Annotated in this window: 21 protein-coding genes and 1 tRNA gene; 10 read left to right on the top strand and 12 right to left on the bottom strand. The window is 32.4% G+C overall.

Annotated features, from left to right (window positions below; translation table 11 throughout):
• The coding region (locus tag ACNQGH_RS19725) for a hypothetical protein (protein ID WP_417957741.1) at window positions 1-184 on the top strand (184 nt) is incomplete at its 5' end.
• A gap of 180 nt (window positions 185-364) precedes the next feature.
• Here ACNQGH_RS19725 and ACNQGH_RS19720 read toward each other — a convergent pair.
• Window positions 365-442, bottom strand: a tRNA-Val gene (locus ACNQGH_RS19720).
• Between the two features lie 183 nt (window positions 443-625).
• Here ACNQGH_RS19720 and ACNQGH_RS19715 point away from each other — a divergent pair.
• Window positions 626-2,413 carry an ABC transporter ATP-binding protein gene (locus ACNQGH_RS19715; protein WP_417957740.1) on the top strand — a complete coding sequence of 596 codons (1,788 nt, stop codon included), beginning with the start codon at window positions 626-628 and terminating at the stop codon, window positions 2,411-2,413.
• Between the two features lie 123 nt (window positions 2,414-2,536).
• Here the strand turns inward: ACNQGH_RS19715 and ACNQGH_RS19710 are convergent, their stop codons facing one another.
• Window positions 2,537-3,706: a proline dehydrogenase family protein gene (locus ACNQGH_RS19710; RefSeq protein WP_417957739.1), complete on the bottom strand. Its 1,170-nt coding sequence runs from the start codon at window positions 3,704-3,706 to the stop codon at window positions 2,537-2,539.
• Window positions 3,707-3,798: 92 nt separating this feature from the next.
• Here ACNQGH_RS19710 and aroB point away from each other — a divergent pair, with 92 nt between their 5' ends.
• The 6 genes from aroB (at window position 3,799) to ACNQGH_RS19680 (ending at window position 10,739) form a co-directional block, all read left to right on the top strand.
• Entirely contained in the window at window positions 3,799-4,866 is a 1,068-nt protein-coding gene (aroB, locus tag ACNQGH_RS19705) for a 3-dehydroquinate synthase (protein WP_417957738.1), read from the top strand.
• 290 nt (window positions 4,867-5,156) lie between these two features.
• Window positions 5,157-6,557 carry a type III PLP-dependent enzyme domain-containing protein gene (locus ACNQGH_RS19700; protein WP_417957737.1) on the top strand — a complete coding sequence of 467 codons (1,401 nt, stop codon included), beginning with the start codon at window positions 5,157-5,159 and terminating at the stop codon, window positions 6,555-6,557.
• 92 nt (window positions 6,558-6,649) lie between these two features.
• Entirely contained in the window at window positions 6,650-7,621 is a 972-nt protein-coding gene (locus ACNQGH_RS19695; RefSeq protein WP_099715600.1) for a deoxyhypusine synthase family protein, read from the top strand.
• A 9-nt stretch (window positions 7,622-7,630) separates the two neighbouring features.
• On the top strand, window positions 7,631-8,044 hold the full coding sequence (locus tag ACNQGH_RS19690; protein ID WP_417957736.1) for a DNA primase: 414 nt from the start codon (window positions 7,631-7,633) through the stop codon (window positions 8,042-8,044).
• Window positions 8,045-8,124: 80 nt separating this feature from the next.
• A complete protein-coding gene (recQ, locus tag ACNQGH_RS19685; RefSeq protein WP_417957735.1) occupies window positions 8,125-10,236 on the top strand; it encodes a DNA helicase RecQ in 2,112 nt (703 codons plus the stop codon).
• Window positions 10,237-10,241: 5 nt separating this feature from the next.
• Window positions 10,242-10,739: a DNA-deoxyinosine glycosylase gene (locus ACNQGH_RS19680; protein ID WP_417957734.1), complete on the top strand. Its 498-nt coding sequence runs from the start codon at window positions 10,242-10,244 to the stop codon at window positions 10,737-10,739.
• Here ACNQGH_RS19680 and ACNQGH_RS19675 read toward each other — a convergent pair.
• The 4 genes from ACNQGH_RS19675 to ACNQGH_RS19660 all read right to left on the bottom strand — a co-directional run bounded on the left by ACNQGH_RS19675 (window position 10,720) and on the right by ACNQGH_RS19660 (window position 15,637).
• Window positions 10,720-11,235, bottom strand: a complete 516-nt coding sequence (locus ACNQGH_RS19675) for a DinB family protein (RefSeq protein ID WP_417957733.1) — start codon at window positions 11,233-11,235, stop codon at window positions 10,720-10,722. The genes ACNQGH_RS19680 and ACNQGH_RS19675 overlap by 20 nt on opposite strands.
• Window positions 11,236-11,245: 10 nt before the next feature.
• Window positions 11,246-13,831, bottom strand: coding sequence for a phosphoenolpyruvate carboxylase (locus ACNQGH_RS19670; RefSeq protein WP_417957732.1), 2,586 nt, complete (start codon window positions 13,829-13,831; stop codon window positions 11,246-11,248).
• A gap of 96 nt (window positions 13,832-13,927) precedes the next feature.
• Window positions 13,928-14,407 carry an Lrp/AsnC family transcriptional regulator gene (locus tag ACNQGH_RS19665; protein WP_035672404.1) on the bottom strand — a complete coding sequence of 160 codons (480 nt, stop codon included), beginning with the start codon at window positions 14,405-14,407 and terminating at the stop codon, window positions 13,928-13,930.
• Between the two features lie 75 nt (window positions 14,408-14,482).
• On the bottom strand, window positions 14,483-15,637 hold the full coding sequence (locus ACNQGH_RS19660) for a M14 family metallopeptidase (RefSeq protein WP_417957731.1): 1,155 nt from the start codon (window positions 15,635-15,637) through the stop codon (window positions 14,483-14,485).
• Between the two features lie 311 nt (window positions 15,638-15,948).
• Here ACNQGH_RS19660 and ACNQGH_RS19655 point away from each other — a divergent pair, with 311 nt between their 5' ends.
• Window positions 15,949-16,425 carry a helix-turn-helix domain-containing protein gene (locus tag ACNQGH_RS19655; protein ID WP_417957730.1) on the top strand — a complete coding sequence of 159 codons (477 nt, stop codon included), beginning with the start codon at window positions 15,949-15,951 and terminating at the stop codon, window positions 16,423-16,425.
• A gap of 419 nt (window positions 16,426-16,844) precedes the next feature.
• On the opposite strand, the gene ACNQGH_RS19650 is transcribed toward ACNQGH_RS19655, so the two are convergent.
• Genes ACNQGH_RS19650 through ACNQGH_RS19640 form a run of 3 tightly spaced genes read right to left on the bottom strand, consistent with a single transcriptional unit; the run spans window position 16,845 to window position 18,328 of the window.
• Complete coding sequence (locus ACNQGH_RS19650) at window positions 16,845-17,000, bottom strand: lysophospholipid acyltransferase family protein (RefSeq protein ID WP_417957729.1); 156 nt, start codon at window positions 16,998-17,000, stop codon at window positions 16,845-16,847.
• A 50-nt stretch (window positions 17,001-17,050) separates the two neighbouring features.
• Window positions 17,051-17,284, bottom strand: a complete 234-nt coding sequence (locus ACNQGH_RS19645) for a LysR family transcriptional regulator (RefSeq protein WP_417957728.1) — start codon at window positions 17,282-17,284, stop codon at window positions 17,051-17,053.
• Between the two features lie 12 nt (window positions 17,285-17,296).
• Window positions 17,297-18,328 (bottom strand): GntR family transcriptional regulator, encoded by a 1,032-nt coding sequence (locus ACNQGH_RS19640; RefSeq protein WP_417957727.1) that lies wholly within the window; start codon window positions 18,326-18,328, stop codon window positions 17,297-17,299.
• A gap of 653 nt (window positions 18,329-18,981) precedes the next feature.
• Here ACNQGH_RS19640 and ACNQGH_RS19635 point away from each other — a divergent pair.
• The gene (locus ACNQGH_RS19635) at window positions 18,982-19,647 is read left to right on the top strand and encodes a spermidine synthase (protein WP_417957726.1); all 666 of its coding nucleotides are present in this window, start codon (window positions 18,982-18,984) and stop codon (window positions 19,645-19,647) included.
• Window positions 19,648-19,845: 198 nt separating this feature from the next.
• Here the strand turns inward: ACNQGH_RS19635 and kdsB are convergent, their stop codons facing one another.
• From kdsB to ACNQGH_RS19620, 3 genes are all read right to left on the bottom strand, one after another.
• A complete protein-coding gene (kdsB, locus tag ACNQGH_RS19630; RefSeq protein ID WP_417957725.1) occupies window positions 19,846-20,571 on the bottom strand; it encodes a 3-deoxy-manno-octulosonate cytidylyltransferase in 726 nt (241 codons plus the stop codon).
• A gap of 190 nt (window positions 20,572-20,761) precedes the next feature.
• Window positions 20,762-21,592, bottom strand: coding sequence for a 4,5-DOPA-extradiol-dioxygenase (gene ygiD, locus ACNQGH_RS19625; protein ID WP_417957724.1), 831 nt, complete (start codon window positions 21,590-21,592; stop codon window positions 20,762-20,764).
• Window positions 21,593-21,609: 17 nt separating this feature from the next.
• Window positions 21,610-23,031: an ATP-dependent DNA helicase gene (locus tag ACNQGH_RS19620; protein WP_417957723.1), complete on the bottom strand. Its 1,422-nt coding sequence runs from the start codon at window positions 23,029-23,031 to the stop codon at window positions 21,610-21,612.
• Window positions 23,032-23,181 lie beyond the last annotated feature (150 nt).

Raw genomic sequence — 23,181 nt, 5'->3', positions numbered from 1 at the left:
AACCAGAATTCCGGCAGGGATAGTATTCACCATTGAGGTGCTAGGTTTTACCGCTGCAATAGTAAAGTTAGCTATTTGGTTCTACTTTTTGTATGTATTTGAATTCCGGTTTAAACTTTCGTCGGAATATCTATATATTTCAAATAATTGTATTTTAATGTCGAATAAAATAAAAACAATTTAATTTAAAGCATTCATTTTAAAAATCATAATGAGTCTAAATTATTATAAAAAAACCTTAAGGTGTTCGAACTCTCTATTACCAGTAAATATGGAGATTTGGAGATTTTACACAAATAGTCAACAATTTTTCGAACCATAAAAAAACCTCCAAAATCAAATGACTTTGGAGGTTTGTAAATTATGGTGGGCGATGAGGGGTTCGAACCCCCGACCCCCTCGGTGTAAACGAGGTGCTCTGAACCAGCTGAGCTAATCGCCCTAATGCTGTGCAAATATACATCTAGAAATTGTATTTACAAGCGAATTACAAAATAAAATAAACAAAAAATAGATAAAATTTCCTTTTACGCTCTTTTATAGCACTTTAATTATCCAATGAAACAGTGCTGTTTTTTTGTAATGAGTCGTTATAGTTATACATTTGCGATATAAATAATATATAATGGCACGATTCAAAGAAAACGATTTACCAAAATCAAAAATTACCGCAAGTTCACTCAATAAAGCGACTATTATATTTCAATATGCAGGAAATCATCGTTGGAAATTTTATGTGGGTCTTATTTTTTTATTATTTACAGGGGCAACAGCATTGGCTTTTCCTAAATTAATGGGAATGCTTATTGATTGCGTAAAAAACAAAGATAATTCACAGGCTAATACTATTGCTTTAGGTTTAATTGCTATCTTATTTCTACAATCCATTTTTTCATTTTTCAGATTGTATTTATTTGTCAATTTTACAGAACATACATTGGCAAATCTTAGATTATCACTTTACAGTAATTTGGTAAAGCTTCCGATGTCATTCTTTTCACAAAAGCGCGTAGGAGAATTAAACAGTCGAATCAGTTCTGATATAACGCAAATACAAGATACATTAACCTCTACAATAGCTGAATTCTTAAGACAATTCATTTTAATTATTGGGGGTGTTCTTTTGTTGGCGAATGAAAGTATCAAGTTAACATTGTTAATGTTATCTGTTGTTCCGCTTGTAGCTGTTGCGGCAGTTATTTTTGGAAGATTTATCAGAAAATATTCAAAAAATGTTCAAGATAAAGTTGCTGAAAGTCAGGTAATTGTTGAAGAAACCATGCAGGGAATTACTATCGTAAAGGCTTTCGCCAATGAATGGTACGAAATTGCACGTTATAATGGCAAGATAAAAGAAGTGGTTAAAATAGCCATCAAAGGAGGAAAATATAGAGGGTACTTTGCTTCATTCATTATTTTTTGTCTTTTTGGAGCTATTGTTGCCGTAGTTTGGTTTGGTGTTCGTTTGAGCATTAGCGGAGAAATGAGCGTGGGACAACTAATTTCGTTTGTATTGTATTCCACTTTTGTAGGTGCTTCTTTTGGAGGAATCGCGGAACTTTATGCGCAAATCCAAAAAGCAATTGGTGCAACTGAACGTGTTTTTGAATTATTAGATGAAACTCCTGAAAAAATTAATTCAGTTCAAAATGCATCAGCCAGCCATAAAATTAAAGGCAATGTTACTTTTAAGAATGTAGCTTTCAGTTATCATTCCAGAAAAGAAATCAAAGTATTGAAAGATGTGAGCTTCACCGCTAATTATGGCCAAAAAATAGCGATAGTGGGGCCAAGTGGAACTGGAAAATCGACTATTGCTTCTTTATTGTTGCGTTTCTATAATATTGATAGTGGAGAAATATTGGTTGACGGGAAAAACATCTACGATTATGATTTAGAAAATCTTCGCGGTAATATGAGTATTGTACCTCAAGATGTGATTTTATTTGGTGGAACCATTAAAGAAAATATTGCCTACGGAAAACCGAATGCTACTGAGGAAGAAATTCTTCTGGCAGCAAAACAAGCCAATGCCTTAAATTTTATTGAAGGATTTCCTGAAAAATTTGAGACTGTTGTTGGCGAAAGAGGGATTAAACTCTCCGGCGGACAAAGGCAACGTATTGCAATTGCGAGAGCATTGCTAAAAAACCCAAGTATTTTGATTCTGGATGAAGCTACATCTTCATTAGACAGTGAAAGTGAAAAATTAGTTCAAGAAGCATTAGAAATTCTGATGGAAGGAAGAACAAGCATCATTATTGCCCATCGTCTTTCTACTATCAGGAGCGCAGATCAAATTTTGGTTCTTGATAAAGGAAAAATTACTGAACAAGGAACACATCAGGAATTAATTGCTTTAGAAAATGGTATGTATAAAAATTTAAGCAATTTGCAGTTTAGCAATTCTTAGGCTACCTAAAATTCCAATAAAAAACTCCATTCGGCCAGTTCAAGCCGAATGGAGTTTTTTTATTTATACCCTTCTGCATTTAAATCCTGATTACAGAGGCTTTGTTACCTAGACCTATGATTCCTATTTCCCTTTTCTTCTGTTGCGTTCCGCTTTTATCATTGCTAATTCACGGCTGGTTTGCCCGGCAACTGAAGTGTTTTCTTCTGCACGACGAATCAAATACGGCATCACATCTTTTACAGGGCCAAAAGGCAAATATTTAGCAACATTATAACCATTAGCGGCTAAATTGTAACTGATATTATCACTCATCCCATACAATTGACCAAACCAGATTCTGTCATCGTTTGATTTAATTCCTTTCTCTTGCATCAATTCCATCAGCTTATAGGTGCTTTCCTCATTATGGGTTCCAGCAAAAATAGACATCGTATCTAAATGTTCAATCATGTAATGCACTGCCTCGTCATAATTTTCATCTGTAGCCTCTTTTGAAGTACATATTGGTGAGGGATACCCTTTTTCTTCGGCACGCTCAATTTCTTTTTCCATGTAGGCACCGCGAACCAATTTCATTCCAATTAAAAATCCTTCTTTTTTGGCTTGTTCATGTACTTTTTTCAAATAATCCAAACGGTCCCAACGATACATTTGCAGCGTATTGAAAACAATTGGTTTTTCTTTATTGTATTTACGCATCATTTCGGTAACTAAATCATCAGCAGCATCTTGCATCCAACTTTCTTCACCGTCAATTAGCAATGCTACATTTTTTGAATGAGCTTCTTTACAAACCAAATCAAAACGCTCCACTACCCTATTCCATTCTGCCTGCTCTTCTGCACTTAATGTCTGTTTTTCTCCAAGTTTTTCATACAATTCAAAACGTCCAAACCCAGTTGGTTTAAAAACTGCAAAAGGAATTGCTTTACGCTCTTTGGCAAATTCTATCGTTTTTAAAGTCATTTCCAATGCAGCATCAAACTGATCTTCCTCTTCTTTACCTTCTACAGAATAATCCAATACAGATGAAACCCCTTTGGTAAACATTTTATCCACCACTGAAAGACAGTCAACCTCATTTACTCCGCCACAAAAATGGTCAAAAACGGTAGCGCGAATTAAACCTTCAACAGGAAGATTTGCTTTCAGTGCAAAATTCGTAACCGCTGTTCCAATTCGAACCAAAGGCTGATTATCAATCATTTTGAAAAGAAAATAAGCTCTATCGAGCTCGGTATCGCTTTTTAATGCAAACGCAACTTGTGTGTTATTGAATATTTTTTTCATTTTTTGTGATATTTTTGTACAAATATAGATAGAGTTTTGAATATTATTCAGCAAAAATTACCTTATTTTGCTCTTTCAATTAATCAATACAGATGCAATCAATTCAAGCCAACAGTTATCCGATTCATTTCAACGAAAAAGGATATGAAGCATTAAACCTTCATTTAAAAGAGAACAAATATTCTAACATATTTATTATTGTGGACAGCAATACAAATGAGTTTTGTTTGCCAAAATTTCTAGCTTTTTTAGAAACTGATCTTACTATTGAAATCATTGAATTTGAAGCAGGGGAACATAACAAGAATATAGAAACCTGTGTGCAAATTTGGAATGTCTTAACTGAGCTTGGTGCTGACAGAAAAAGCCTTGTGCTTAATTTGGGTGGAGGTGTTGTTACTGATTTAGGTGGCTTTGTCGCTTCAACATTCAAAAGAGGAGTTGATTTTATTCATATCCCTACCACTCTATTGTCCATGGTTGACGCTTCAGTAGGCGGGAAAAATGGTGTTGATCTGGGAAATTTAAAAAACCAGATCGGAGTTATCAATGTGCCTAAAATGGTTCTTATTGACACCCAGTATCTAAACACATTACCACAAAACGAAATGCGTTCCGGTCTAGCCGAAATGTTGAAACACGGTTTAATATACGATAAAGAATATTGGGAACAATTTCTAGATTTGAAAGCCATTGATTTTGCTGATTTTGATGAATTAATATATCGTTCTGTCGCAATAAAAAACGAAATTGTTAAACAAGATCCAACGGAAAAAAACATCCGAAAATCATTGAATTTTGGTCATACTCTTGGTCATGCTATTGAAAGCTATTTTCTGGAGAATGAAAACAAAAATACTTTATTACACGGAGAAGCTATTGCTGTTGGAATGATATTAGAAAGTTATATTTCTTTGAATAAAAATTTGATCAATCACGAGGAATATTTTCAAATAAAATCAACTATCAAGACTATATATGATGACATCATTTTTGAAGAAAATGATATCGAACCTATTTTGGAATTGCTTATTCATGACAAAAAAAATGAGTACGGAACTATTCAGTTTGCGTTAATCGAAGGCATCGGAAACATAAAAATTAATCAATCAGTTGAGAATGAATTAATTCTTAAAGCATTTCTGGATTATAAATCTTAATTGTTTTTTTATAAAAAAGGATTGCATTACGTATATAATATTTTTTACATTTGCTGAGATGAAAAAAAATCAAAACAAGAGAAATTATAGTTCTAAGAAAAACCGAAACAATATGTCTTTTTTAAGAATATTGAAACGTTTTTATTCTATCAAAGGAAACTTTAGTTTTGATCTTTTTCAATATTTGAAATCAGACAATGAAAAGCTTCAAATAATTTATGCAAATATCAGAGTCTGAATTTTAGATTAATTATTTTTTCGTGTATTTAATCTAAAATTCTAAAAACCAAATGAATACAAAATATTCTGATTTAATAAATCAAACTTATTACTTTCCACAAGAAGAGTTTACTTTAAACAAAGATAATCTTCAGTTTCACAATATTGATTTGATGAAACTGGTAGAGAAATATGGTACGCCATTAAAATTTACTTATTTACCTCAAATTTCCAATAACATTAACAAAGCCAAAAGCTGGTTTCGTAAATCGATGGAAAAAAATAAATATGAGGCAAAATACTATTATTGTTATTGCACAAAGAGTTCCCATTTTGAATTTATCATGAATGAAGCTTTTAAGAATAACATTCACATTGAAACTTCTTCCGCTTTTGACATTAACATTGTTGAAAATTTATTGGCAAATGGAAAAATCAATAAAAGCACTTATGTGATTTGTAATGGTTTTAAAAGAGATCAATATATTGAGAACATCGCCCGATTAGTAAATAACGGACATAAAAATGCCATTCCAATTATTGACAATTACGAAGAATTAGATTTACTTCAAGGTCAAATAAAAGGAAAATTCAAAATCGGAATTCGGATTGCTGCTGAGGAAGAACCTAAATTTGAGTTCTATACTTCAAGATTAGGAATTGGATACAAAAACATAGTTCCTTTTTATAAAAAAGAAATCAAAGAAAATAAGAAATTGGAACTTAAAATGTTGCACTTTTTTATCAATACAGGAATTAATGACAATGCGTATTACTGGAATGAATTAGTAAAATGTATCAAAGTTTATGTTGCATTAAAAAAAGAATGTCCTACATTAGATGGATTAAATATCGGTGGGGGCTTTCCAATCAAAAACTCATTGGCATTTGAATATGATTACCAATATATGATTGACGAGATCATCAATCAGATCAAAATTGCCTGTGATGAAGCAGAAGTTGATGTTCCAAATATCTTTACAGAGTTCGGTTCCTTTACTGTTGGTGAAAGCGGCGGTGCAATTTATCAGATTTTGTATCAAAAACAACAAAATGACAGAGAAAAATGGAATATGATTGATTCCTCTTTTATCACCACTTTGCCAGATACATGGGCTATTAACAAACGTTTCATCATGCTGGCAGTAAATCGCTGGAATGAAACTTACGAAAGGGTACTGTTAGGCGGAATGACCTGTGACAGTGATGATTATTACAATTCAGAGCAAAATATGAATGCCATATATTTGCCAAAATACAACAAGGAAAAACCATTATATATTGGATTTTTTAACACCGGAGCATATCAGGAAACTATAGGTGGATATGGCGGTTTACATCACTGCTTGATTCCACAACCCAAGCATATACTGATCGATCGGGACGAAAATGGAATTTTGGCAACTGAGATTTTCTCAGAACAACAAACCTCAGATGATGTTTTAAAAATATTAGGTTACGACAAAAAATAAATATTTAATTATACAATTAGTCAATTTAAAAATTCGTTAAATTTGAAATACAAATTCAATGTTTCGATTTTTAAATCTTTAAATTTAAAAAAATGAGCAAAGGACCAATCAGTCAGTTTATTGAGAAGCATTACCTGCATTTCAACTCTGCATCTTTAGTTGACGCGGCTAAGGCATATGAACAACAATTAGCCAACGGCGCAAAAATGATGGTGAGCATGGCCGGTGCTATGAGTACAGCGGAGATTGGAAAGATTTTTTCGGAAATAATCCGTCAGGACAAAGTTCAGATTATTTCTTGTACAGGAGCAAATCTTGAAGAAGACATTATGAATTTGGTAGCCCATTCTCATTATGAAAGAGTTCCCAATTATAGAGATTTAACGCCTCAAGATGAATGGGATTTATTAGAAAGAGGTTTAAACCGAGTTACCGATACTTGTATCCCAGAACACGAAGCATTTCGTCGTTTACAAAAACATATTTACAAAATTTGGAAGGATGCCGATGATAAAGGCGAAAGATATTTTCCGCATGAGTTTATGTACAAAATGTTACTTTCCGGTGTTCTTGAGGAATATTATGAAATTGACTTAAAAGACAGCTGGATGTATGCAGCTGCCGAGAAAAATTTACCTATTATTGTACCAGGATGGGAAGATAGTACGATGGGAAATATATTCGCATCTTACGTGATTAAAGGTGATTTGAAAGCATCAACAATGAAATCAGGAATAGAATACATGGTTTTCTTGTCAGATTGGTATCCAAAAAACAGTACTAATGGTGTAGGTTTCTTCCAAATTGGTGGCGGAATTGCAGGGGATTTTCCAATATGCGTTGTACCGATGTTATACCAAGATATGGAAATGCACGACATTCCGTTTTGGAGTTATTTTTGTCAGATTTCAGATTCAACAACCAGTTATGGTTCTTATTCTGGAGCGGTACCGAATGAAAAAATTACTTGGGGTAAATTAGATATAAAAACTCCTAAGTTTATTATTGAGTCCGATGCTACAATTGTGGCACCTTTAATTTTCGCTTATTTATTAGATTTATAGAATAACTTTATGAAAAGAGTAATAGTTGATTACGCAAAACTTACGAACGAAATTTTGAACCTTTTGGTAGAAAAATTTCCTGAAGGATATGATGATTCAAACATTATCCGTTTTAGAAATGCTAAAAATGAATTAATAGAAGCTGTCGAAGTACGCACGGAAGACACCATTTATTTAGTAAAAGTCAGTACAAAATTAGCAGACAGAATTGAAAATTATGATGAAGATGATGATCTCGATGCAGTTGTTGAACCGATAAGCGGTTTAGAACTTGACGATGATGATTCAGTGGACGACGATGACGACGATGACGATGCTATCGATAAACCAGATTCTGATTCAGGAGATGACGGAGACGATGATGACGATGATATTGAAGATAAAGATATATCGGATGAAGACGATGAGGATGATGAAGATTAATTCAACTCTTAGATAACAAAAAAGGAACTCTCAAAACGAGTTCCTTTTTTGTTAATTTAGAATTCAAAATAAACGCCAAAATGATCCAGCAAATTTTACATACCAAACTCAAGGAAAACTTTGGTTTTGAAAAATTCAGACCCAATCAGGAAGACATAATAAATTATGTACTTTCCGGTCAGGATACTTTGGCTATAATGCCAACTGGTGGTGGTAAATCAATTTGTTTTCAATTGCCGGCTTTAATTTTGCCCGGAATAACAATCGTGATTTCGCCATTAATTGCTTTGATGAAAGATCAGGTTGACAGCTTAAAAGCGAACGGTATTGAGGCCTGTTTTATAAATAGCAGCCAAACTGAAGCCGAACGTCAATTTTATATTGAAAGCTTAAAAACGAACCTAATAAAATTAGTTTATATTGCTCCGGAAAGTTTATCGTATCTGGACACTATTTTCCATACTTTAACTGTAAGTCTTATTGCTATTGACGAAGCACATTGCATCTCAGCTTGGGGACACGATTTTCGTCCTGCATATACTAACTTGGGTTATCTAAAAAATCGCTTCTCCTCTACTCCAATCTTAGCTTTAACTGCAACTGCCGATAAAGCTACCAGGAAGGACATTAGCGAGCAATTAAATCTAACAAACCCTAAAACAGTTGTTGCTTCTTTCGACAGGAAAAATCTAAGTTTAGAAGTACGTCCTGCTTTAGATCGCGTAAAACAGATTATCGATTTCATTCAGGAAAAACCAAACGAATCCGGAATAGTTTATTGTTTAAGCAGAAAAACAACTGAAGAGCTTGCTGAAAAATTACAAAAAATTGGCATTAATGCTAAAGCATATCATGCCGGTTTAGACAATAAAATTCGTTCAAAAACCCAAGACGAGTTCATCAATGATGATTGTCAGGTAGTATGTGCTACCATAGCTTTTGGAATGGGAATAGACAAATCAAATGTCCGTTGGGTAATTCATTATAATTTACCAAAAAACATCGAAGGCTATTATCAGGAAATAGGCCGTGCCGGCCGTGATGGATTATCTTCAGAAACGGTATTATTTGAAAGTTATGGTGACGTAATTCAATTGCAAAAATTTGCTGCTCAAGGTTTAAATGCCGAAGTACAATTGGCAAAACTGGAAAGAATGAAGCAATATGCTGATGCCTTAAGTTGTCGCAGGAAAATATTGCTTTCGTATTTTGGAGAACTCGTTACGGAAAACTGCGGGAATTGCGACATTTGCAAAAATCCACCTTCCTTTTTTGATGGAACTGTAATTGCCCAAAAAGCATTATCGGCCATTATTCGTTTGCAGGAAACGGAACCTTTACCGGTAATCATTGACTTTTTACGTGGTTCAAAAAATGCATATATTTACGAAAAAGAATATCAAAATCTTAAAACCTATGGCATCGGTATTGATCTTTCTTGGTTTGATTGGAATCAATATTTAATCCAACTTATCAATCTTGGATATTGTGAAATTGCTTTTCATCAGCAAAACAAGATTAAACTGACTGCATTTGCAAAAAAAGTATTGTTTGAAGGAGAGAAAGTACAACTGACTATAGTCCAAAAAACCAATACCTACAAGCAAGAATTCAAAGAAACAAAAAGCAAATCTACTGCAAATACATTATTTGATCTATTACGAAAACTACGGTACGAAATTTCGAAAGAGGAATCTGTTCCTGCTTATGTGATTTTTAGCGATGCCGCTTTGCGCCATATGGAAATCGAAAGACCTACAAGCGACCAGGAATTACTGACAATTGACGGTGTTGGAAAAGCAAAATTGGAAAAATATGGCGATCTATTCATCAAAGCTATCATAGATTTTCAAAAGTCCAAAGTGGTAAAAAAAAAGAAGGAAGCCACAACTTATAAAAAGACATTAGAGTTGTACCAAAATGGATTATCAGTTGAAGAAATTTCTCAAAAGCGAAAATTAGGCTTGAGTACGATTATGTCACATTTAGCCAAATTATATGTTGACGGAGCCGCCATTGATTTAAATCCGTTTATATCAAAAGAAGAAGTATCTCAAATCGCTGAAGCACAAATAAAACTTGCATCTCCAAATGCTTTGAAACCATATTTTGATTATTTTGAAGAAAAAATAGATTACGGGAAAATTCGATTAGCATTGGCTATTCTTGAAAAAGAAAACGCTGTAGTTTAAAAATTATGATACAATCATTCTCTCCTTTTGTAAATTCTAGCACTAAAATTTTAATTTTAGGAACGATGCCTGGTATCGCCTCCTTGGAAAAACAGGAATATTACGCGCACAAAAGAAATCATTTTTGGAAAATAATGTATACTATATTAGGTCATCAACTCATATCAGAAATTTTTGAAGATAAAATACAATTACTACAAGATAACAAAATTGGATTGTGGGATGTATTGGGAAATTGTGAAAGAAAAGGAAGTTTGGATATCCACATCAAAAATCATACTGAAAATGATTTCGAAACATTGTTCAAAGAATTTCCGGCAATCACCAAAATCATTTTTAATGGAAAAGAAAGTCACAAGTACTTCCTGAAGAAATTCGGACAAATAAAAGGCATCACATATCATGTGATGCCTTCAACTAGTCCTGCTAATACAATGTCTTTTGAAAACAAGCTAAAAATCTGGTCAACTTGTTTCGAACAAGCTATAAATACCTTTCCTTAAAAACCCTTTGATGGTGTTTTTGATGACCAATAATAATAAAACCTATAGCACGAACTGAAATAGACGTATTAGAAGCTGTTCCAATTCTCTTTAGTTGTTCCTCTGTAAAGCTCTTAAAAAGAAATAAATTAGAATGTCTGACTGCTGATAATTCCGCCAATAAGTCTTGAATATTTCTATCGTCTGCATTCGTATTATCTACATAATCATTTTCTTCAAAACCAGGTAATGGTGTTTTGTCATTTCTGGAAATTCGCAACGCACGATAAGCAAAAATTCTTTCCGTATCAATGATGTGTTGAATGATATCCTTGATGGTCCACTTTCCTTCAGCGTACGTGTAATCAAATTTATCCATGGGGATATTTTGCACAAAACGAATAAAATCGTGAAGACAAATTTCCAATTCATCAATCATTTCAACATTCCCGGCAGCTTTAACATAAGTTGCGTTAAATTCAGAATATTCACTAATAGGCAGTTGATCTGTTTTCATTTTTTTAGAATTAAGCTGAATTTCTACTTGCGTTCGTATTTCCAAAAAGAGAACGGGTTACAATTTTTTCGTAAACTTTAATCAAGCTTAGATCTGGATTTTTCTCCTTATTAATTTCATTAATTCTCAACAAAGCATATTGTTGTATCGTTAATAATGGCAATACAATACGCTCTCTTATCTGTATAGATGCTTTACCATCAGGGTAATTCTCCATTAATTCTTTATGACCGGCTATTTTCAAAAGCAAACGTTTTGTTTCTAAAAATTCATCATAGATTATTTGCCAAAAAACACCAAATTCCGGGTCTTTTTTCATGTAGGCTGTCAATGGGAAAAATGATTTTGCCAATGACATCATACTGTTTTCCAATAAGGTTTTAAAGAACAAAGAGTTGTCATATAGATCCTGAACTTTATTCCATTGATCCGTATCTTCAAAATGTTTCAAAGCAGACCCTACTCCAAAAAATCCAGGTACATTTTGTTTTAACTGACTCCAGGATCCCACAAAAGGAATTGCTCTCAAATCTGCAAAATCTAAACTTTCCGATTTACTTCTTTTCGAAGGACGACTTCCAATATTTGTTTTAGCATAATATTTCAAAGTACTCATTTGCTCCAAATAAGGAATAAATTTAGGATGATTTTTAAAACTCAAATACTTTTCATATCCTAATCCTGCTAATTGATCTAAAATTTCTTTTTCATTAATTGACAATTCATTTTTACCTTTACTAAAAACCTGATTAGTGACACCGGCACTCAATAAATTTTCTAAATTGTAACGACAAGAATCTAAAGTTCCAAAATTAGAACTTATCGTTTGTCCTTGTACAGTAACCTGAATTTCGTTGTTTTCAATATTTGGACCCAGCGAAGCATAAAATTTATGTGTTTTACCGCCACCACGAGCCGGAGGACCACCACGACCATCAAAGAAAATAGCTTTTATACCATATTTTCTAGAGATTTCAGTAAGTTCTTCTTTGGCTTTATAAATACTCCAGTTTGCCATTAAATAACCGCCATCTTTCGTGCCATCAGAAAAACCAAGCATTATAGTTTGCTTATTATTTCTGTTCACCAAATGTTTCGCATAAGCCGGATTGGTATATAATTTTTCCATGATCGCATGCGCATTTTGTAAATCATCAACAGATTCAAAAAGCGGAATAATATCAACTGATGGATTTTCCCAATTACTTAAACGGAATAATGCAAAGGTTTCCATTACATTCAGAGCGCTTTCATTATTACTGATGATATAACGGTTTGCACCAAATTCTCCGTTCTTTTCTTGAATTGTTTTTATAGCCTGAATCGATTCAATAGTCGATCTCGTCATTTCATCATTAAATACATTTGGATTTAAATCCCCACCAATAGTAGAAAGAACTGCAAATTTTTCTTCTTCCGATAATTCAAAATAATTCTCGGGAAAAATATCAGGATTTGAATTCAAATAAAATTCTACAACATCATTAAATACCGCATCATGAATTTTACTGTTTTGACGAATATCCAAAGAGGCAAAATGAAAACCAAATAAATTAACTTTAATTAAAAGTGCATCTAGCTCATCAAGATATAATGATTGATGCTGGTCTATAATTATCTGTTTTATTTTTTTTAACTGTGACTTAAATTCATCCAAAGTGATATAAATCTCTCCTCGTGAATAAAAAACAGAACGATAAAGTTTATATTCAAGTTCTGAAACCAAAGTATCTACACCTGAAAATGTTAACTTACGTTTTAAATTTCTCATTTCAATGTAATAACATTTTAAAATAGAAGTTCTTAAACGCTCAGCAACTTTCAAAGTAATCTCTGTCGTAACAAATGGATTTCCATCACGGTCTCCACCAGGCCAAAATCCAAGTTTAATTAATGGATTTTTAATTGAATTTCCATTAAAAATATTCTTCTGAAGATAATGAACCATGTCTCCCGAAGTTTTATAAAATACATTTTCAAGATACCAAATCAAACTCACCGCTTCATCAAAAGGATTCGGTTTTTCATTTTGAATGAAAGGAGTTTTACCCAATTGAGCCAACAATTGTTTGATGTCAAGCAAATTATTTTTACGGATAGCATCCGTTAAATCATTGATAATACCAAGTACAGCACCTGGATAAAACTGTGTAGGATGAGCGGTTAAGACCGTTCTAACATTGAAATCTTCTAAGAAATCAATCAATTCCTCTTCCTTTTCTTTTGCTTCTGATTTTTCTTTAATGTCTCTTAACGATCCTCTTCCTTCCATATTGTTCACTACAGGAAAAGCAGCATCTTCAATAGCATCAAACAACACTATTTGGCGTTCGATATATTGAATAAAACGGAACATCAAATCAATTTTTTCCGTTTCTGAAGCACTATGCAAATATCTTTTAGCAAAAAAATCGACTATTTCTTTAGGTGTTTCTTGTTTTTTAAAACCCGTATCGCAAACATCTGTAAACAAAGGAAGTAAAACACCTGTATTATCTATAGAATCAAAAGGTAATGTAATAAAAACACTATTATAAATGTGATATTTTGAAAGAACATCTTGATTAAAACGTTCTATTTTAGGCAGCGTGTACATAATTCAGTTATAGTTGATTTAGTTAGTTAATTTGTCATAAAAAAACCCCAAGAATAAACTTGAGGTTATATTTTAGAATATAGCGTTCAAGATTAATTACATATTTTTAAAAATAGTATGCATTAGGCGCTTCTTATCATTTATACTTTCTTCAAGCGAAATCATAGTTTCAGTTCTGTAAACACCTTCTATATCGTCAATCATAAAGATAACATCCTTGGCATGTTTCGTGTCTTTAGCTCTGATTTTACAGAAAATATTAAATTTACCTGTTGTTACAGAAGCAACTGTTACATAAGGAATTTCATTAATACGCTCTAAAACAAATTTTGTTTGAGACGTATTGTTAAGAAAAACACCTACGTATGCAATAAAAGAATATCCTAATTTGTCATAATCAAGAACTAATGAGGACCCCATTATAATTCCTGCATCTTCCATTTTTTTTACTCTAACATGCACCGTTCCAGCTGAAATCAACAATTTTTTTGCTATATCTGTAAACGGAACTCTTGTGTTGTCTATCAACATATCTAATATCTGGTGATCTACTTCATCTAAACGAAACTTACTCATATTTCTTTAATTAATATTAATAATTGTAATTACAAAGTATAAATATACATAAAAATTAATAAAACGATATAAATATTAAACTTTTATCATTCCGTTAACAAATTTTATGTTATTATCTAAGCAAAAATCAGCTTTTTGATTTAATTTCGGAAAACCACCAAACTCATCTTTATATACTGCTCCTTTAGCATCGTACACATAATGACCAAAATGATTTTCTAATTCGCCAATTTGTGAAATGTAGGCGTTAAAGTAAATCTGATTTTCAATTAACTCTTCTTTGTATTGTGCTGCAAAATTGGTGATTTTTTCGATACCATCATAATTTATTTTGATGTTTTTATACATTAAATCATAAAAAACGACTTTATTTTGAGGAATATTCAAATATTTGTTAATTCCATTATCAACTATAACGTTTTCGCTAAGTATCGTAAAACTGGAAATTAACGCCATAAAGACAAATTTTCTCGTTTCTTCCCTTTCATAATCATTTGCAAAATGTCCAGCTTCAAACAATAAAGTAGGCGCCCCTAAATACTGAAATGTATCTCCGATACAATTTATATTAAAAGAATCGTCAAAACGTCCTATCTGACCTGGTAAATAGGACTGCAACACATCGTTTATTGCTGCAATTAAATTAATCGCCTTCAATCTGGATTCATTTATCTCCCGTCCTTCATTATAAGAAGGCGCTAAAAAAGATAATGTTGCTGGTTTGCCCGTATCATTAACTCCAAATATAGTACGTTGATCATGAAGATTAAAACAGTAGTCAGGTTTAAAAGATTCAAAAGTTTCTCTTAATACCTTGCTTTCGGGCTGTGAAAGATCCTGAGAGTCTCGATTAAGATCGATTTTATTAGCATTTTCACGGGTATATAAAGTAGCTCCATCAGGATTTAACATTGGGATACTGCAAAAAGTAAAGCTAGCAAGCAATTGCTTCGCCAAGTCTGAACCGCCAGTAAGCACATTTAAGAAATCAAAAAGAGCTTTTGTAGTTGTACTTTCATTTCCATGCATTTGAGACCAAAGAAAAATTTTAGTTTTACCTTCTCCAATTTGATAAGAATAAATCGACTTTCCGAGGACTGACTTTCCAATAATTTTAAGTTGATTATTGGTGTTTAATTTCTGCAATAAAGGTTCAATTGAATCTAAAGTAACATAACGACCACGAATAGATTCTTCTTTATATTGATTGAATAATTGTTCTAAATTCATACTATATTATTTGATTTACAAAAGTAAACATCTTTATATTTACATTTGTAAACAAATTAAATTTCAATTATTTCAATGATGTAAACACTTTTTCACTTGCTGCTATTCTAAAGTACGTTCCTGTAATTGACAAATGTTACGAATATATTAATACTAGATCAATCTGCTATTTATCAATCTAATAGACATAACTATTAATAGTTTTAGTTTAGACTAATTGTTAAATTAAAGGCTATTTACACTTGTAATTTTGGTGCTTTCGCTTAATTTAGTTACATTTGTAAATCGATTATTTTTAATCACAATTCACAATGGTAAACACAGAAGATTTTATAAAAAGATTAGAAATTATACTGGATTATTACGGTCTGAATGCTTCCTCTTTTGCAGATAAAATTGGTGTACAGCGTTCCAGTTTATCCCACCTGCTTTCCGGAAGAAACAAACCAAGTCTGGATTTTATCCTTAAAATTTTAGACGTTTTTCCGGATGTTGATTTGTATTGGATTTTGAATGGAAGAGGAACATTTCCAAAAAGCACGGAGTACAGTGATACAAAAGAAAATGCGTCTGAAGAAATTGTAAAACAAAATATTCCTACTCCATTAAACAACGAAAGTAATCAAGGAAATTTATTCGCAGAAATAAAAAATACGAATCTGATTAATGCTTTTGAAACAAAAAAAATAGAAAGTCAAAATATAGTAAGTAAATCTACTTCTGGTGAAATTGATAAGATTGTAATTTTTTATAAAAATGGAACTTTTAAAAGTTATGTTCCTGATTAGGAAAAAAAACAATCCAGATTTCCGAGGGCACTGAAAAAGTCCCCTATGAAAAATACTACGAGAAATAACCTGGTGTAAATACAAATAAACGCTCTAAGAATTGCTTATTTGATACAAAAATATTTAGGCATGCAAATATGACAAAGAAAAGGGCTTGTACACACATAATTGTACAAGCCCTTATCATGAGTTTTTCAGTGCCTTCCAGATTCCCGAATTGTTTTTTTTTCAAAAATAAAATAAATAACCAATTTTCTTAAGGATTGAAATTACACCAGTCTGTATTCATAAATTCATTGAAACCCTATTGGTTTAAGTTTTTGATCACTAAACGCTATTACTCTCTTTCCCCTTAGCAGTTACTCTGCTGTAAACAACTTCAACAGTATTTACTAAAAATGTTCTGGTTGCATCTGAACTTATTTAAAAAAATATCCCTTTTCAGGAATTTTTCCTTCTACTCCAATGTAATGTTTTTTCAGAATATCCATATCAGCTTCAAAATTTCCTGAAGGCATTAATGGAGTTCCTAAATTGACTTCTTTTTTACCAAAATTAAAAGTAACTGGTATCATAGGAACATTTGCTTTTAAAGCAATGTAATAAAATCCTGTTTTTAGTTCAGTTACTTTTTTACACGACTGACTTCTTTTGTTAAATAAGCACCCGCTTCAGTAAGTTCAACTTTTCTATTATTAACACGTTTTGCTTTATCAAAAAGTTCAAAACCCAACTCACTTTCCAATTGTTGAATTTGATGGGTCAAGGCAGGTTGAGTAATGTTTAATTTTTCAGCAGCATTACCAAAATGCAGTTCTTTTGCAACTACTAAAAATGATTTTAATTTACGCAATTCCATTGTTAATGTATTTTATAAAGATCCCCTAAGAATCAGTTCAAACGGATTTTCTATATGTTCTTTTGAAGCATTCAACACCAATTCCGCTGCAGATTTTCCCATTGTTGCAAAATCAGTTGAGATTGTGGTCAGTCCATTCATTATAAATTTTTTGAGAGGCGTTTCATTATAAGAAATTACTCCAACCTGTTCTCCTACCGTTAAATTTAATGTTATAATTTTATCCAGGATTTTTACTAAATCTTCTTCCATTAAATTGATGTAGACTTCTCCCTCATTTACTTCTTCAAGATCTAAATCATGAACTATTTTATAGTTAAAAGCATAACTGTAACAAAAATTTTCAAACCCTTTTACTATCTCTTTAGGAAAATAACTATTTTCTGGGAAAATTAGTTTTAACGTGTGGTATTTGCTTAAAGGTTCTAATGCTTTGCTAAGCGCGTTATAAATATCTTCTTCAAAATTCTCATAAACGGCGCCATAGTTTCCAGTAATTCCTTCAATTTTTTTACCTACAATGATTAATTTTTCTTTTGGAATTTCCTCAATCAATAATTGATATCCTTCTGCTTTTTCAATAAAATGGGGAATAATAACATAATGGGTATACGCATTTTTTTGTTGGTTTAACAATTTTTTGAACAACCCGTAGTCATTGTTATAGATATAAAAATCAATAGCCGCTTTTTCGCACAAAGTCTCTACAAAAGCATCGTAAATAATTTTCTTATGAGCACTTAACTTATTGAACATTAAGAATATTTTCAAATCCTGTGAGACATCCGTATTGGCAATAAAGTAGCCTTTTCCATGAAAAGCTTCTAAAATACCCATTTTACGAAGTTTATTATATCCTTTTTCTATTGTAACCCTGGATATTTCGTATTGAAAACTCAACTCATTAATAGACGGCATAGCATCCCCTTTTTTAAGAACACCTTGCTTTATCGCATTCAGTACCGCATTGACTAACTGCTGGTACTTTGGAGTAGCAGAAAGTTCATCAATTCTGAGGCTATCAATTTTTGACATTTTTTTCATATGTGTTTTGTTTTATAGCTTTTGGATCATGACGATTTCTAGCAAGTTTAAATTATCAGGAATCAAAATAACAAGCTAATTTTATTCACTAATGAAACAGCAGTTATAATTAAGTAAATATACTTACTTTGCATTTAGAAGCATAACTATTTTAAAAGTTGAATATAAAACATTTCTAATTCAATTTAATAAACGCATTGTGTTTTTTTTAGCACAATGACCTAAGAAATATAAAATTCTAATTATAACCTTACAAAAAAGCCTCAAGAAATTCTTGAGGCTTTAAAATTAATACGGTGTATCAAAAAACAAAATGTCTCTAATAAATCTGTCCGTTAAACATTTAATTTGGTTTCTTTCTTTTTTCTCGTTCCTGTACATCAATCACTGCTACAGCAGTCATATTAACGATTTCATTTAAGTACAGCCGATCGCTACGAAATAAAAATGATTTCAAGAATTAATGGATAAACAATAGGTGTAAATGACTCTCTTTTCATCTATTCTATCTAAGTAATTACTGTATATTTACGACCGTACTAATAATTCAAAACAGCACCAGAATAATCAATATATTTAAAAAATATCTTACATTTAACTTAGATTAAATACGATCACAACTGAAATCTTTATTTTGAGTAAAACTGTCTCCAATGATTAAAAAAATATTTAGTTATCTCATTCCAATAAAAATTTATCAAACGAAATCTTCATTAAGCAAATCGATAGAAGTAACTTGGGCAAATGGGGAGTTAGTTTTAGATTCTGAAAATGCCAATTATTCTTATGGAAGTCTGCAACGTATTTTAAGGATAGGACTAAAAAACATTGGCTACGAAAAAATAGCCAATATGGAACATATCTTGGTTTTGGGAGTGGCTGGAGGTAGTGTCATAAAAACGTTGGTTGATGAAATTAAATTTAAAGGAAAAATAACCGGAGTTGAAATTGATTCCGATATAATTACAATAGCTAACAAATATTTTGACTTAGACAAAATACCCCAACTTGATATTGTTATTGAAGATGCATTTGAATTTGTTTTGAAAACCAAAAACAAATATGATTTGATTATAATCGATGTTTTCCAAGATATTACAATGCCAAATTTTTTATTTGAAACATTTTTTATCAACCGTATCTGTTTCCTTTTAAGAAGTCGAGGTTTTATTCTTTTCAATACCATGATGTTGAATGAAACACAAAATATAAGAAATCAAAAATATGTTTCTGAATTTTATGAAAACCACTTCAAAATAAAAACGATTCCAAGAATTGAAATACACAATGAATTGATTGTAATTGAAAAATTAGAATAAAAACTGCTCCTACTAATCATTATAATAAATCGCAGATTTAACACTGAATCTGTGAATCTGCCGTTGAAATCAAACAAAAAAAATTACAAAATTACCGCTAGGAAAAACAGCTACAGGATATCAGCCCTAGTTTAATCCCATACAAAAACGGATTCTAACGATCCAAACGATTAAAAATAATGACCGTCAGGATGACAATTACAGCATCTTTCTCGCTTTTTCTAAGTCTTCCAGGGTATCAATTCCGATTCCGACATGAGTAGTTTCGACCATTTTTATTTTTTTTCCAAATTCTAAATAACGAAGTTGCTCTAGTTTTTCGGACGCTTCCAATGATTTCATCGGTAAACTATAAAAGTCTAATAAAGCCTCTTTTCTAAAGGCGTAAATCCCGATGTGCTGCATATAACGAACACCTACATTTTTTTCTCTGGGATATGGAATTACCGAACGCGAAAAGTATAGTGCAAATCCATTTTGATCCACCACAACTTTTACATTGTTGGGATTGTTGATGTCTTCTTCGTTTGTAATTTCGCGCATTAGTGAAGCCAAATCCACTTTTTCATCCAAATCATTTCTAAAAATTTCAATGACTTTTGCCAAAGGTTCCGCATCAATAAATGGTTCGTCTCCTTGTACATTAATCACAATATCAACATCTAGATTTTCGACGGCTTCCGCAATTCGATCACTCCCCGATTCATGTTCCTTGATGCTTCGAATCGCTTTTCCACCATGAGAAACAATTTCATCATAAATTAAATCCGAATCGGTTACTACAAAAACATCATCAAACAAATGGGTATTTATGGCGGCTTCATAGGTCCTTAAAATGACCGTTTTACCTCCCAGATCCTGCATTAGTTTCGCAGAAAATCGTGTGGAAGCGTAACGAGCGGGAATAACTGCTATTATTTTCATTTTTATATTTTTCATTTTGCCACGAATACATTAAGTTGCAAAGTTTTTATTTTTTAATTTTTATCTGCTGCAAACGGGACGATCAGGTTAGTTGGGCGCTAAGTTAGTATGTTTTTAGGATTTACAAAATTGTTCTTAAGGCAATCCCTAAGTTTGTTTTAAGGCAACTAATGAGCAATTTTAAAACATCCTACATAATCTTCATCGAAGTCATGCTTAACGAACCCGCCAATAATTTGTCATTAAATAAACTGAGTTCTTCGCTTTTTCCTTTTAATCCTAAAGTATAAATCAAAGGCAAATAATGCTCCGGTGTAGGAATAGCTAATTGGAGCGCTTTGCTTTGTTTTTCAAAATCAATCAATGGTTGAAAATTACCGTCCAGCAAATAATTGTTTACCGTTTCCCTTGCTTCAATTGCCCAATCGTAACCGTAATTGTCTTTATCGAAATTGCGATAGTCGACCAATCCCAAATTATGAACAATATTGCCACTGCCGACAATCAGGATTCCTTTGGTACGCAATGCGCTTAATTTTTGAGCCAGTTCAAAATGGTATTGTCCGGATTTTGTATAGTCAATGCTCAACTGGATCACTGGAACATTCGCTTGGGGATATAAATGTTTGATTACACTCCAGGCACCGTGATCTAAACCCCAATGTTCGTCTAACTCAACTGCTACCGGTGTCAATAATTGCTTTGTCGCTATAGCTAATTCAGGACTGCCTTTTGCGGGGTATTGTACATCAAACAACGCTTGCGGAAAACCACCAAAATCGTGAATCGTTCGAGGCATTTCCATTGCGGTAACTTTGGTTCCTTTAGTAAACCAATGCGCCGAAATACATAAAATAGCATTCGGTTGTGGTAAGGTTTTAGCCAAGTTTCTAAAACCGGTTACAAACTGATTTTCCTCAATGGCGTTCATCGGACTGCCGTGTCCCAAAAACAGCACTGGCATTTTTTCGGTGTTCGAAAAAGAGCCTGATATTTTATGTAAGTCGTTTAATGTGTTCATGATTATAATTTATAAAATTATTCTTCAAAATTCTCATCCTTAAACCCTATCAAATATAATTTATTTTTTGCTCTGGTCATCGCGGTGTACAACCAGCGTATGTAGTCCCTGTCAATTCCGTTTGGCAAATAGGGCTGTTCTATAAAAACCGTATTCCATTGCCCACCCTGCGACTTATGACAGGTTATTGCGTACGAAAATTTTACTTGTAAACCATTAAAATACTCATTGGCTTTTACTTTCTGGAATTGTTTGAATTTGGTTTCTCCTTCGTAATCTTTCAACACTTCCTGATACAATCGGTTTGATTCCTCATAGGTCAGCGATGGCGATTCACTTTTTATGGTATCCATTAACAATACGGTTTCAAATGGAATCTGATTTGGGTAATCAATCATTCGGATTTTTACTTTGGCAAACTTAAAACCATACAATTCTTTGATATTGAAAATTTCTAATATTTCAATAATATCACCATTAGCAATGAAACCTGCTTCATCAGAATCTTTTAACCAAAAATAATTGTTCTTCACCACCATCAAAAAATCGCCTGTGGAAAGTTCGCTTTCTTTATCAAGGATTTTGGTTCTGATTTGCTCATTGTATTGATTGGCTCTTTTATTGGAGCGAACAATAAAAGCGGTATCTTCTATACTGTAATTACTGTAGGCCGAATTGATGGCATCCTGAATATCGTATCCATCGGTCAGACGAACAATATCTTTAAATTTTTTCACATTAAATTTGAATTCATCGATAAAGGAATCTTTCAATAACTCCCTAAGTTCGGTTGCATTATGCAAAATTCCGGAACTTTCTTCCTGACGCATGACTTCATCCAACTCGATATGTTCTACCTCCTTGTCATAATTCATTCCTAAAGTGCGGATGTCCAAAGCGGGGCTGATATCCAAATTCACCGGAGGCAACTGAGCAGTATCTCCCAATAAAATCATTTTGCAATTGGTTCCTGAATACACATAAGAAATCAAATCATCCAGCAAGGAACCGTTTTCATATAACTTAGAATCTGAATTGGTGTCCGAAATCATCGAAGCTTCATCGACTATAAATATAGTGTTCTTGTGTTTGTTTTGTTGTAATGTAAACGAAACGCCACCACCGGAAGATTTCTTAGGGAAATAGATTTTTTTATGAATTGTAAAAGCCGGTTTATTCGAATAATTAGCAATTACCTTAGCTGCACGACCCGTCGGTGCCAGCAAAACATATTTTTTGTTGATGTCTAACAAACTATTTACAATCGTTGAAATTACGGTTGTTTTTCCAGTTCCCGCATACCCTTTTAGGACGAAAATGGTTTTATTATCAGCTTCGGTTAAAAAAATAGCGATTTTTTGAAAAAAAATATCTTGTTTGTACGTGGGTTGAAAAGGAAATTTTCTCTGTAAAAGACTGTAAAACAAGGAGGAATTCATGTCGAATTGATTACTATAAATGAACATCAAATATAAGTATGAAAATCGAGGCAATCGCATAAATTGGCATTAGAATCAAAAAAAATTGTAAGTTTGTCTCCGCATTTAATTCTTGTAGTATATATAAGGTAGAAATGGATTGAAAAATCA

This window comes from Flavobacterium kochi, from assembly GCF_048286715.1.
Taxonomy (GTDB): Bacteria; Bacteroidota; Bacteroidia; order Flavobacteriales; family Flavobacteriaceae; genus Flavobacterium.
The sequence above is the reverse complement of the archived record's forward strand: the minus strand, read 5'-3'. Positions and strand labels throughout refer to the sequence as shown.